Consider the following 12,572-nt stretch of genomic DNA (forward strand, 5'->3'; position numbering starts at 1 on the left):
TCGACAGGCAGGCGGTCAGGCAGCAGATGCCAATCTCTCCAGAGACCTACTGGCAGCGGTGGTGGAAATATATGATCATGGCCGCAACCGCATTGCAGGGGATGTCGCATACGTGTCGAAAGTATATGAACACCGCATCGCCAGAAAACCGGACGCCACAACATGACCGATCCCCATTTCAACATCATGATCATCGGACAGGCCGGACGGTTGCAATATGAGGCGGTGCTGTTTGCCGCCTCTCTGCGACACTATGCTCCCGATTTTGCCGGGCGGCTCTATGTGGCGGTTCCGCAGCCTGGACCCAAGTGGCACAAGGACCCGAGCATCCGCAGCCAGCCGGTCTTGCAGGCGCTGGATATGCTTGGGGCGCAACTCCTGCCATTTCAGTCCGACGTCTTTGGTCAGGCCTACCCCTATGGGAACAAGATCGAGGCGCTTCTGGCGCTTCCTGAGGGGCAGCCTTTTGTCTTCTTTGACAGTGATACGCTGATCACCGGTCCAATTGATCAGGTGCCGTTTGATTTTGGTCGGCCCTCGGCATCGCTGCGGCGCGAAGGCACCTGGCCGAAGCCCACGCTCTATGGGCCCGATATGACAGGAATCTGGCGGGCGCTCTATGACCGTTTCGATCTGGATTTTGACAGCAGCCTCGATCTCAGCCAGCCTGAAAATTTCTGGCGCCGCTATCTCTACTTCAATGCCGGCTATTTCTATGGTGCCTGTCCGCAGGTCTTTGGGCGCCGGTTTCTCGACTATGCGACATCAATCCGCGACGACCTGCCCATGGCGCTGATCGGGCAGTCACTTGACCCCTGGCTGGACCAGATCGCCCTGCCCCTTGTCATACACAGCCTGGGCGGTGGCCGCGACACGCTGCCGGAGGGATATCTCGACGGGGTGACCAGCTGCCATTACCGCAGCTTCCCGCTGCTATATGCGCGCGAGAGCGACGCCGTTGTCGACGCGCTGGAGACCGTGGCAAGCCCGAACAAAATCAAGAAAGTTCTGAAGCAATATGAGCCGATGAAACGGATGATCTACCAGAGGCGCGGTGCCAAGCTGCGCGCGATGTTTGACCGCGACAACCTGCCTCGCAAGGAGCGGGCCCTGCGCAATCGGATCAAATCCGCAGGCTTCTGGATGCGGTAACCGGCGCCGCCGCTGGCAGCCCCGGATCAGGACCAAGGGCCAGGCAGCGCTGTTTCAATCGGCCCCGGCGTCACCGATCAAGAGGCGCGTCCAAATTGCGCCTTGCCTTACGCGCCGTGGCGGAGTGTTCTTACGCGCGAGACGTATTCGACCATCCAAGGGGAGCACATCCATGTCTGAAGCGCCAAGCTACGGGTTCGACACATTGCAGATTCACGCGGGCGCCAAGCCCGATCCGGCCACCGGTGCGCGGCAGACACCGATCTACCAGACCACGGCCTATGTGTTCCGCGATGCAGATCACGCCGCCGCCCTGTTCAATCTGCAGGAAGTTGGCTTTATCTATTCGCGCCTGACCAACCCCACGGTCGCCGTACTTCAGGAGCGCATTGCGACCCTGGAAGGCGGCGTCGGCGCGGTCTGCTGCTCTTCCGGCCACGCAGCACAGATCATGGCGCTGTTCCCGCTGATGGGCCCGGGCCGTAACGTCGTTGCATCGACGCGCCTTTATGGAGGCACCGTCACCCAGTTCAGCCAGACCATCAAACGCTTTGGCTGGTCAGCGAAATTTGTCGATTTTGACGACCCGGATGCGGTTGCTGCCGCAATTGATGACGATACACGGGCCGTATTTGGGGAATCGGTCGCCAACCCCGGCGGCTATGTGACCGATATCCGCTCGATTGCGGATGTTGCAGATGCGGCGGGCGTGCCGCTGATCATCGACAACACATCTGCCACGCCATACCTCTGCAATCCAATTGCCCATGGTGCGACGCTGGTGGTGCATTCCACCACGAAATACCTGACCGGCAATGGTACCGTCACCGGCGGCGTGATTGTCGATTCCGGCAAATTCGACTGGTCGGCAAATGACAAATTCCCGTCGCTGTCGCAGCCCGAACCGGCCTATCACGGGCTGAAGTTCCACGAGACCTTTGGCGGGCTGGCCTTTACCTTCCACGGGATTGCCATCGGTCTGCGTGACCTCGGCATGACGATGAACCCACAGGCCGCGCATTACACCTTGATGGGGGTCGAAACCCTTAGCCTGCGGATGGAACGCCACTGCGAGAACGCCAAAACCGTTGCGTCCTGGCTCGAACAGGATCCGCGGGTTGATTATGTGACCTATGCGGGGCTGCCCTCGTCGCCATATCACGCCCGTGCCAAGGAGCACTATCCCAAGGGCACCGGCGGGCTGTTCACCTTTGCGGTCAAGGGCGGCTATGACGCCTGTGTCAAACTGGTGAACTCTCTCGAGATTTTCAGCCATGTCGCGAACCTTGGCGATACCCGGTCGCTGATCATCCACTCGGCCTCCACCACCCACCGTCAGCTGACGCCGGAACAGCAGGAAGCCGCCGGCGCCGGGGCCAATGTCGTGCGTGTCTCGATCGGGATCGAAAATGCTGAAGACCTGATCGCCGATCTGGATCAGGCGCTGACCGCCGCCACCAGCTAGGGCAACGGCACTGCCAAAACATGAAAAAGGCCGGGGTAACCCGGCCTTTTTGCTATGTGGTTAGTCGGCGTCGGTGGATTTGATATCGTAGACAACCGACACGCTGTGACTAAAGCTCAGCTCGCCCGCCTCGATCGGCATAGGGGCGCTGCGGGCCATCTCCATCGCCATCATCGGCTGGCCACCGCCGGTCTCGCGGTCATGGATCGACCGTACCGGCCCCAGTTCGACCCCAGCGGCTTCGGCGAGCTGGGTCGCCTTGCGCAGGGCATCCTTTACCGCTGCCCCCCGGATCTGGTCCTGCACCTTGGCCGGATCGGCCACACCAAAGCTAAGCCCGCGGAAATCATTGGCGCCGACCCTCAGCACCTGATCAAGCACCTCGCCCAGACGATCCAGATCGCGGATCCTGAGGGCTAGGGTATTTGACGCCGAGAACCCGGTAATTTTGCGGCGGCCGTCGTCATAGCTGCGATCCTGCGACCAGACCGGGTTGAGCGAGATCTGCTGGGTCTGCATATCCTCAGCCGCGATGCCGGCCGCTCTCAACTCATCGACGACCTCCACCATCTTGGTCGAGACGGCCGACATGGCCAGCGCGGCCTCATCAGCTTCTTCGGTCACGCCAAGCGTGATTGTTGCCAGCGTGGGCGTGACCGCGATACGTGCGTCCCCGGTGACGGCAATCTGCCGGTCGATGCGGGTTTCATCGGCACTTGCCAGACCTGCTGCCAGCACGACGGCCAGGGCCGAGGCCAAAATATGTGTCGCTTTCATAGAACTGCTCCCTTTCTGAGGTGTTACATGGGGATGGCAATTGACCGCCTGCAAGGGGGAAATGGTGTCTTTTCCTTTCCCTTGCGCCCGCTCTGCCGTATGGTCTGCGCCAAGATCGCCTTGCCACACTGGGGTATGGGCACATTAGAGCTGAAGGCGTGTTTGCATCATGAAACCGGGGTTTGCACTCTCTCTGTCCTCCACCGGCGTTTGCCTGTTGCAGCGAGCCGCTGGTGGCTGGCGTCAGATTGGCACGGTTGCGCTGGATGTGGAGGATCTGGGTGAGGCATTGGCAGACCTGCGCCGACTGGGCGAACGGTACGCCCAGGGGCCGATCGCCTGCAAGCTCATCATTCCCAATGATCAGATCCGTTATCTGACCCTTCAGACCGGCGTCACTGACACTGCGGATCGTCGTGCCGCCGCCGAACGGGGACTGGACGGGGCGACCCCGTATCGGGTCGATGAACTGGCCTTTGACCTCAGCGAGGATGGATCGCAGACGCATGTGGCCGCAGTGGCCCGGGAGACACTGCAGGAAGCCGAAGATTTTGCTCTGATGCACGGGTTTCTGCCGGTTGGTTTCGTGGCGGTACCGGGCGATATGGATTTTCTGGGAGAGCCCTACTTTGGTGCCTCGCAGACGTTGCTGCAATCAGGGGAAGAACCGGCTGAGCCTGATGGAATTGCGGTCGTCAACATAGGCCCCGCCGCGCCGCCTGAGCCTGAGCCTGAGCCTGAGCCTGTGGAAAGCACGTCTGACGGCACCGAGGCCAGACCCGACGAGCAGCCGGATGCCCTGCCGACCGATGCCGCTGCTGTCGCCAAGGACGCAACGGCGGACGAAGCGGTTGTGAACACGGCTGCAACCGCGCCTGAAGCGAGCGACACTGTCGAAGCCTCTGCGGTGGAGACCGCACCGTCAGCGACAGCCGACACCCCAAGCGACCCCGCCGAACCCGCTGCCGCGACCGGGTTTTCCACGCGCAGGCGCAAGGAGGGCGCAGTCCGGAGCGAACCAACGCTGCGCGCCACGACTGCCGCGGCGGATGTGGCGTCGAGCCCGGCTGGAACTTCCACGGACGCGGCGCAACCGTCAGATAAACCGTCGGGCAAGGTCGCTGCTACAACACCAGGGCTGACTGCGAATGGCAAATCCCCTGATACTGGTCGCGTGGTCCCGCATGCGGCGTTTGGCACGATCGCCCTGGCAGATAGCCCTGTCGGGTCTGGTGGTGGTCTGGGCAAGGCCCCGGCCATAGTTACGCCGCCCGCAGCCGCCAAGGCCATCATCCCCCCGGCGCCAAAACCATCGGGTCCAGCGCCTGTCCTGCCCCGCGATGAAATGGTTGAGATTTCCCTGACGGACACCCCGAAGGATAAGAAATCCCTGCATGAAGCAGGCAAGGCTGCTCTGCTGGCAGGCGTCAGAAAGAAAAAAATCGGCGGCAAACCACGTTTCCTGGGGCTTGCTCTAGTGACGGCTCTGCTCCTATTCATGGCAATCGTGGCCGCCTGGGCCATACTTGCGGAAAAGCAGACGCGCAACGCCGTGACTGATGGTACCGCGGCCCCTCTGGACACGCCTGAGACCGCTGAGGCTGGCGACATTGCCCCACAGGTAAGCGCCATTCCCGATCAGCCGGACGATGGTTCCCTGCTACCGCTGGACAACATCTCCGATGACGCCGCCGCCGTGCCCTCAGACCCGGCAGAGAGCGACGTGGATGGGCTTTCCAGTACCGATACGGCGGTTCTGGATGCCCTGCGGCTTGAACAGGAGGGACCCGAAGCGGCGGAGCAGACGCTGACCGAAGACCTCGATCTGGCAGAGCTGGCACCTGAGGCGGACCCAGAAATGGGCGACGCCGAACAGGATACACCGCTGACCCGCGCCGCCCAATATGCGGCCACAGGTATCTGGCAGCACGCCCCCGAAACGCCGGAGGCACCGGGGGCGGAGAACCTCGAGACGCTTTACGTGGCCTCGATTGACCCGACAGATATTTCCGAAGATGCCATCGCGCTGCCGGATCCGGATCTCTACGCGACCGACCTGCAACTTGGTTCGGTCAGCACGCCAACGGCCGCCGGTCAGCAGTTTGAACTGGATGAGCGCGGCTTGGTCAAAGCGACCCCGGAAGGCAGCTTGAACCCGGATGGGGTCATGGTGTTCCTCGGTCGCCCGGAGAAAGTCCCGCCGCCGACACCGGCCCGCCCCGACCCCGAAGTTGCAGCGGCAGCAGAGGAAGCCGCGCGACAGGCGATCCTGTCGGAACTCCGGCCGAAGCAACGCCCCAGAGATCTGGTTGAGCAGAACGAACGGGCCCAGCTCGGCGGGTTGAGCCGCGCCGAGCTGGGCGCCTTACGTCCCCGCCCGCGCCCGCCCGGACTGAAGCCCGCTGAAGAGAACAGCCTGCCTGCAACCGCACAGGCCATTGCGCGCTCCGTGGTTCCGCGCGCGCGGCCGGCCAATTTTGCCAATCTGGTCGATCGTGCCCAACGCAACCCGCAGCGCAACGCGGAGCCGAGCATTGCCGAAGCCGTTGCCAGCAGCCCGCCGCAGACCGTGACGCCCCGGATCCCGTCCAGCGCGTCCGTGGCCCGTCAGGCCACGATCGACAACGCGATCAACCTGCGGCGCGTGAACCTGATTGGTGTCTATGGCACCCCTTCAAATCGCCGGGCGCTGATCCTGATGCCCAATGGGCGTTACAAGAAGGTGAAGGTCGGAGACCGGATCGACGGTGGCCGCGTTGTCGCTATCGGCGACAGCCAGCTGCAATACCAGAAAGGCAATCGAAATCTGACGCTGAAAATTCCGAGTGGCTAATTCCGAGTGGCTAGGGGCTGCATCTTAACTGAAGACGCTCATTCGAAGCTGACTTGTCAAAGCCGGACCTGCATAGGCCCGGCTTCTTTGGTTCAGTGGGGTAAGGGACAGTTATTCTACCCCTGTAAGCTCTCCATTGGCGATCTGCTCGCGCTCGATCGATTCAAACAGAGCCTTGAAGTTCCCCTCGCCGAAACCATCGTCGCCCTTGCGCTGAATGAATTCAAAGAAGATCGGCCCGATCACGGTCTTGGAGAAGATCTGTAGCAGGATCTTGGTTTCGCCCCCGTCAACGACCCCTTCGCCGTCGATCAGGATGCCGTGTTTCTGCATCCGGTCCAGAGGCTCGTCATGACCGACGACACGATCATGGCTCATCTCGTAATAGCTCGCGGGCGGCGCCGGCATGAAGGTGATCCCGCGTTCGGAGATTTCGTCGGTCGCCCCATAGATGTCCTCGGTCCCGACAGCAATGTGCTGGATACCTTCACCGTTGTATTTCTTCAGATAGGACACGATCTGCCCGGTTTCGCCACGATCTTCGTTGATCGGAATGCGGATCCGGCCACAGGGGGAGGTCAGCGCGCGGCTCAACAGGCCGGTGAACTTGCCCTCGATATCAAAGAAGCGGATTTCCTTGAAGTTGAACAGTTCACCGTAGAACTTGAACCACTTGTCCATATTGCCCTTGTAGACATTGTGGGTCAGGTGATCGAGGTAGTAGAAGCCGACGCCGCGTGGTTTGGACTGCTTCAGCCACTCGAACTCTTCGTTATAGGGCGAGGTGTCATAGTACTGGTCGATGAAGTAGATCAGAGAGCCGCCGATCCCCTTGATCGCGGGCACATCCATGGTCTTGTCGTCGCCCTCATAGGCTTCGGCGCCTTTGGACAGGGCATGTTCGAACGCTTTTTGCGCGTCAACCACCCGCCAGCCCATCGAGGGTGCGCAGGGACCATGCTCGGCCACGAATTTCTCGGCAAAGCTACCGGCCTCGGCATTCAGGATATAGGTGATATCGCCCTGCTGCCACAGCTCCACGCCGGGCTTTGCCTTATGATGACCAACCAGCTCATAGCCCATGCGCGTAAACAGATCGCGCAGCTCCTGAGGCTCGGGGTGAGCGAACTCGACAAATTCAAAACCATCGGTGCCGGCTGGGTTTTCGGCGCTGATGACGGACTTCGGGGCATTATGCGGGAACGGACCCATGCGGCTTCCTCCAGATCGGGAATGGTGTAGCTGCATCCAGAATACCGCAATTCCGATGCTTGTTTTGCGCATAGTTTAGGCTACACCTAGGACCAGATGCGCAGAATGCGCATTCATCTAGTGATTTACGTGAAAGTTCCGCACATGTTGGACGCAACCGATCAGAAACTGCTGGCAGCCTTGCAGAAGGATGCCCATCTTACCGCGCAGCAGCTGGGAGAATTGCTGAATCTCTCTGCCAGTCAGGCGGGGCGACGCAGGCAGCGACTGGAGGCTGATGGCTATATCCGCAGCTACGAGGCGCGGCTTGATCCTGACAAGTTGGGGTTGAGCGTACAGGGGTTTGTTCAGGTTCATCTGGAGAGCCACGGACCCGAACAGTCTGAGCGATTTTCCCGGTTGGTCAGATCGCGCCCGGAAATCACCTCCGCCTGGACGATGACGGGCGAAGCGGACTATTTACTTAGGGTATTTTGCACTGATCTGGCCGCCCTGAATCGACTTTTGCATGAAATTTTACTGCCACATCCCACTGTTGCGCGGGTCCAAAGTCAGATCGTCATGGCACAATTAAAAAGCGATGGCCCCCTGCCAACTTAAGGTTCCGTGAACACTCGTGCGATATACAAACACGGTACAGACTCAGAGATTGGATAGAGACCGTGTCCTTTGTAGATCGTCGCATTGAAAGCCGCCCCTCCCGCGGAGAAGCCCCATTTGGGCTGAACGAAGTATTTTTCTCGCGCACTGACAGCCGCGGGGTCATTCTTGCCGGTAACTATGTATTTCGAAGGGTGTCCAATTACGACTGGGAAGAGCTGCTGGGCGCGCCGCATCGCACCATTCGCCACCCGGACATGCCCAAGGGCGTGTTTCAACTGTTCTGGGACACGATCAAAAGCGGCCAGACCATGGGCGCCTACGTCAAAAACAAATCGAAGGATGGCCTGTATTACTGGGTCTATGCGGTTGTCGTGCCCTGCGGCGATGGCTACCTGTCGGCCCGCCTCAAACCCAGCAGCAAGATCTTTGACAACGTGCGCGCCCTATATACCAAGCTGTTGGCTGCTGAAAAAGACGAAGGTCTGTCGCCAGAGGAAAGCGCCGAACGGCTGAAGAGCTGGATCGTCGAACATGGTTACGAAAACTACCGCCAATTCGCCACAAAAGCGATGAGCGAAGAACTGATCGCACGAGACATCGGGCTGGAGAACGAGCCGGATCAGATGATCGTCGATCTGTGCAAGATGCTGGCCAACGCCAAGACGCTTGTTGCGGAAACCGAAGGTCTGATCAAAGATTTCGACGCCATGCACACGATCCCGCATAACCTGCGGGTCATCGCGTCGCGCATTGAGCCGTCAGGCGGTCCGGTCACAGTGCTCTCGCAGAACTACGGTGCTATGTCGCGCGAGATGTCGGATTGGTTCGCGGCCCATGTAATGGGGAAAGACAGCAATTTTGCGGTGATTGAAACCGCCGTCGATGATTCACTGTTTGTCGAATGTATGGTTCGCGTTCTGAAGGAATGCGACATCCAGCTTCAGAAAGAGCGGCGCAGCCTTGGCGATGTCGACATGCAGGGCGAGCGTGAGGTACTGGCCGAACTGGTGGCTGCGCAGCTTGAGCGCGCGGGCAAAGGACTGGATCAGGTGGACCGCGAGGCGTCGCGCATCATGCATGCCTGTCAGGTCATGCACCGACATTTTCTTGGCCTCAGCTCAACCCGTGTCCTGTGTAAGATTGAAAGCGCCCGCCTGCCGGAATCGGGCGAGACACTTGCCGATATCATCGACCAGCTCGGCGTGTTTCAGGAACGTATTTCCCATCGCCTGGAACGTATCGCCAAATTGAGCAATGAAATCCGCTCGCTGGAACGCTGACACTGACCAAGCTGTTACGCGGCTCATTCTTTCGCATGGCGCTTTCGCGCGCCTGACCGGGGGCGCTCCTTGCTTTGGAGCGCCTCCGGGGTTCGTTGATCCCTCCGCATTTTGACATCCACGGCCGTGTCCCTGCCCGGTCTCATGATCGGTGGTATGAAAGGCCGACCGGCGGCAACGCTCCGCTATCGGGACGGCGGCATGTTAGACGTTGCCAACACGCCCTACGCTTGCGATATCAAAGCCTATGGACGCATTTCTTTATCAGGCGACAATTTACCTAGCAGCCGCTGTAATTGCGGTGCCCATCGCGGCGCGGTTGGGCCTCGGTTCCGTGCTTGGCTATCTGGCGGCCGGGATTATCATCGGACCGGTTTTTGGCTTCGTCGGAAGCGAAGCAGAAGACCTGCGGCATTTCGCCGAATTCGGCGTCGTCATGATGCTGTTCCTGATCGGATTGGAGCTTGAGCCGCGCGCGCTTTGGGCAATGCGGAACAAACTGCTTGGCCTTGGGGGGTTACAGATCCTTCTCAGCACCGTGGCCCTGATGGGCGCGGCCATGCTGGCGGGGGAGACCTGGCAGGTCAGCCTGGCCGTTGGTCTCGCGCTCTCGCTCTCGTCAACTGCGATCGTCTTGCAGACCCTCTCGGAGAAAGGCCTGATGCGTACCGGCGGCGGGCGGGCGACATTCTCGGTGCTGCTGACACAGGATATCGCAGTCATCCCGATTCTTGCACTGCTGCCCCTGCTCGCTGCCCAGCATGGCGCTCAGATCATTGGCGATGGATCCATTGCGCGCAGCGCCGAGGAAGCCCATGCGGCCTCCGGCCACGCAACGCTTTCTCTGGTCGAAGGGCTGCCCGGCTGGGCCGTGACACTGGTCACCATTGGCGCGATTGCGTCCATTGTGCTGGCCGGTGTCTATCTTGCCCGCCCGGTCTTCCGCTTCATCCACGCATCGAATCTACGGGAGATGTACACCGCCCTGGCGCTGATGATCGTCGTCGGCATTTCCTTCCTGATGACGCTGGTTGGTCTCTCGCCTGCGCTTGGCGCCTTTCTGGCCGGCGTTGTTCTGGCCAACAGCGAATTTCGCCATGAACTCGAAAGCGATCTCAACCCTTTCAAGGGGCTGCTGCTGGGGCTGTTCTTCATCACGGTCGGGGCTGGCATCAACTACCGCCTGTTCCTGGCCGAGCCGGGCGATCTGATCGGCCTTGCGCTTCTCGTCATCCTTGCAAAAGGCATAGTGCTTTATTTTGTCGGCAAGGCCTTCGGCCTGAAGAAACGAAATCACTGGCTGTTTACGCTGGGCCTTGCACAGGCGGGGGAGTTTGGCTTTGTCCTGCTGGCATTTTCGCGGCAGCTCAATGTCGTGCCGCCCGAGCTGTCGGAAAAGCTGCTTCTGGTGATTGCATTGTCGATGCTGATCACCCCGCTTCTGTTCATCTTTTATGACGTGCTGTCGAAATACAGCAAGGACAACCCCAAGGAACAGGCCGCCGACGAAATCGACGAAGAAGGTCCCGTCATCATAGCCGGGATTGGCCGCTTTGGTCAGATTGTCAATCGTCTGGTGCGCGCCAGCGGGTTCAACACGGTTGTGCTCGATAGCAATATGGCCTCGGTACAGCTGATGCGCCGGTTCGGGGTGAAGAGCTTCCTCGGCGATCCGACCCGGCCAGAGCTGCTAAAAGCCGCGGGGATTGCCAAGGCCAAGGTTCTGGTTGTCGCACTGGATGATCGCGAGGCTGCGCTGAGGCTGGTCGCCCATGCCCGTCGCGGCCATCCGGAGCTGCACATCGTTGCGCGCGCCTTCGACCGCAACCACGTGTTTGAGCTCTATAAGGCGGGGGCGAATGATATCGTCCGCGAGATGTTCGACAGCTCGCTTCGCGCGGGGCGCTACGTTCTGGAGCAGATCGGCCTAAGCGAATATGAGGCCGCACAGGCTGAACAGACCTTTTATGCGCATGACCGCCATACTGTGCGGGAACTGGCGGGCCTCTGGATCCCGGGCACGCCGGCCAGTGAAAACCCAGCCTACATCGCCCGCGCCCGCGAGTTGGAAAAAGATCTGGAAACAGCCCTGCTGGAGCTTGCCGAAGCAAAGAAGTCCACTGACCAGAAGTCAGCCTGAGCGCCGATCCTGCGCCGTCGCGCCCTGGCCTAGCTGACGGAGACGCCCGCCTCTTCAAATGTCGCCATACCGCTGTGGCAGGCAACGGCGGCCCGCAGGACCTGGATCGCCAAAGCCGCACCCGATCCCTCGCCAAGGCGCAGGTCAAGCGAGAGAAACGGCGGCTTGCCCAGGTGGGTCAACAGCGCGGCATGGGCGCTTTCGGCGCTCTGGTGACCCGCGACCGCATGATCCAGCGCCGCCGGATGGGTCCGCATCAGGCAGGCCGCAGCGGCACAGCAGATAAAGCCATCAAGAATAACCGGGATACGCATCATGCGGGCCGCAGTCATCGCCCCGGCCATGGCTGCAATCTCACGCCCGCCCAAACGGCGCAGCGCCTCGACACCGTCGGTGATGGCTGGGCCATGCAAGGCCACTCCTTCGGCCACGACCCGGGTTTTGTTGGCAAGCCCGGTATCATCAATACCGGTCCCCCGGCCGGTCCAATCCGCAGCGTCGCCGCCAAACAGCGCGCAGGCCAGCGCTGCGGCGGGGGTCGTATTGCCGATGCCCATTTCGCCGACAACAAGCAAATCCGCAGCCGGATCCACCGACTTCCACCCGGTCTGAAGCGCGCTGAGCAGCTCGACGCTGTCCATGGCGGCGCCTTTGGTAAAATCCTGAGTCGGTTTTTCAAGATCAAGGCTGTGAACATCCAGCCGGGCGCCTGCCAGCTTGGCCAGCTGATTGATCGCCGCGCCGCCGTGTTTGAAGTTCGCGACCATCTGCGCTGTCACTTCACTGGGAAAGGCAGACACCCCCTGCTCCACAATCCCGTGGTTGCCGGCAAAGACGATCACCTGCGGCGCGCGGATCACCGGACGCTCGCTTCCGCGCCAGCTGCCGTACCAGATTGCCAGATCCTCAAGCCGCCCCAGCGAACCAGGCGGTTTGGTCAGTTGACTGTTGCGCTCGGCGGCAGCGGTCTCAGCCTGTTCGTCCACCCCCGGGGCCTGCGCAAGCTGCGCACGAAAGTGATCAAGCGAAAAGAGCGGTGACAGCATTGAAAGCCTCATTGCATCGAAGGGGTCGTCGCAGGTAAAGCGGATCATCCGTATGTACCCGTTC

At 60.7% G+C, this 12,572-nt stretch carries 9 protein-coding genes; 6 read left to right on the forward strand and 3 right to left on the reverse strand.

Annotated elements, in window-relative coordinates; genetic code table 11:
- The first annotated feature begins 162 nt into the window (after positions 1-162).
- Positions 163-1,152: a hypothetical protein gene (locus VWZ81_RS16700; RefSeq protein WP_416543147.1), complete on the forward strand. Its 990-nt coding sequence runs from the start codon at positions 163-165 to the stop codon at positions 1,150-1,152.
- Between the two features lie 172 nt (positions 1,153-1,324).
- On the forward strand, positions 1,325-2,617 hold the full coding sequence (locus tag VWZ81_RS16705) for an O-acetylhomoserine aminocarboxypropyltransferase/cysteine synthase family protein (protein ID WP_416534734.1): 1,293 nt from the start codon (positions 1,325-1,327) through the stop codon (positions 2,615-2,617).
- A 60-nt stretch (positions 2,618-2,677) separates the two neighbouring features.
- Here the strand turns inward: VWZ81_RS16705 and VWZ81_RS16710 are convergent, their stop codons facing one another.
- Positions 2,678-3,394 (reverse strand): SIMPL domain-containing protein, encoded by a 717-nt coding sequence (locus VWZ81_RS16710; RefSeq protein ID WP_416534733.1) that lies wholly within the window; start codon positions 3,392-3,394, stop codon positions 2,678-2,680.
- A gap of 169 nt (positions 3,395-3,563) precedes the next feature.
- Between VWZ81_RS16710 and VWZ81_RS16715 the strand changes: the two genes are divergently transcribed.
- On the forward strand, positions 3,564-6,227 hold the full coding sequence (locus VWZ81_RS16715; RefSeq protein ID WP_416543148.1) for a hypothetical protein: 2,664 nt from the start codon (positions 3,564-3,566) through the stop codon (positions 6,225-6,227).
- Positions 6,228-6,338: 111 nt separating this feature from the next.
- Here the strand turns inward: VWZ81_RS16715 and hppD are convergent, their stop codons facing one another.
- Entirely contained in the window at positions 6,339-7,439 is a 1,101-nt protein-coding gene (gene hppD / locus VWZ81_RS16720; RefSeq protein ID WP_340544789.1) for a 4-hydroxyphenylpyruvate dioxygenase, read from the reverse strand.
- A 144-nt stretch (positions 7,440-7,583) separates the two neighbouring features.
- Between hppD and VWZ81_RS16725 the strand changes: the two genes are divergently transcribed.
- The 3 genes from VWZ81_RS16725 to VWZ81_RS16735 all read left to right on the forward strand — a co-directional run bounded on the left by VWZ81_RS16725 (position 7,584) and on the right by VWZ81_RS16735 (position 11,462).
- Positions 7,584-8,039: an Lrp/AsnC family transcriptional regulator gene (locus VWZ81_RS16725; protein ID WP_340544788.1), complete on the forward strand. Its 456-nt coding sequence runs from the start codon at positions 7,584-7,586 to the stop codon at positions 8,037-8,039.
- Between the two features lie 62 nt (positions 8,040-8,101).
- Positions 8,102-9,322, forward strand: coding sequence for a PAS domain-containing protein (locus VWZ81_RS16730; protein ID WP_416534731.1), 1,221 nt, complete (start codon positions 8,102-8,104; stop codon positions 9,320-9,322).
- Between the two features lie 247 nt (positions 9,323-9,569).
- A complete protein-coding gene (locus VWZ81_RS16735; protein ID WP_416543149.1) occupies positions 9,570-11,462 on the forward strand; it encodes a monovalent cation:proton antiporter-2 (CPA2) family protein in 1,893 nt (630 codons plus the stop codon).
- A gap of 29 nt (positions 11,463-11,491) precedes the next feature.
- On the opposite strand, the gene cobT is transcribed toward VWZ81_RS16735, so the two are convergent.
- A complete protein-coding gene (cobT, locus tag VWZ81_RS16740; protein ID WP_340544785.1) occupies positions 11,492-12,508 on the reverse strand; it encodes a nicotinate-nucleotide--dimethylbenzimidazole phosphoribosyltransferase in 1,017 nt (338 codons plus the stop codon).
- Positions 12,509-12,572: the final 64 nt, after the last annotated feature.

Origin of the sequence: Phaeobacter sp. JH20_34, assembly GCF_048056095.1 — a bacterium.
Classification (GTDB): Bacteria; Pseudomonadota; Alphaproteobacteria; order Rhodobacterales; family Rhodobacteraceae; genus Phaeobacter; species Phaeobacter bryozoorum.

Excerpts from the sequence above, each read along its gene's own strand:
- VWZ81_RS16700 (WP_416543147.1), top strand. The coding sequence starts at position 163 with ATGACCGATCCCCATTTCAACATCATGATCATCGGACAGGCCGGACGG.
- VWZ81_RS16705 (WP_416534734.1), top strand. The coding sequence starts at position 1,325 with ATGTCTGAAGCGCCAAGCTACGGGTTCGACACATTGCAGATTCACGCG.
- VWZ81_RS16710 (WP_416534733.1), bottom strand. The coding sequence starts at position 3,394 with ATGAAAGCGACACATATTTTGGCCTCGGCCCTGGCCGTCGTGCTGGCA.
- VWZ81_RS16715 (WP_416543148.1), top strand. The coding sequence starts at position 3,564 with ATGAAACCGGGGTTTGCACTCTCTCTGTCCTCCACCGGCGTTTGCCTG.
- hppD (WP_340544789.1), bottom strand. The coding sequence starts at position 7,439 with ATGGGTCCGTTCCCGCATAATGCCCCGAAGTCCGTCATCAGCGCCGAA.
- VWZ81_RS16725 (WP_340544788.1), top strand. The coding sequence starts at position 7,584 with ATGTTGGACGCAACCGATCAGAAACTGCTGGCAGCCTTGCAGAAGGAT.
- VWZ81_RS16735 (WP_416543149.1), top strand. The coding sequence starts at position 9,570 with ATGGACGCATTTCTTTATCAGGCGACAATTTACCTAGCAGCCGCTGTA.
- cobT (WP_340544785.1), bottom strand. The coding sequence starts at position 12,508 with ATGCTGTCACCGCTCTTTTCGCTTGATCACTTTCGTGCGCAGCTTGCG.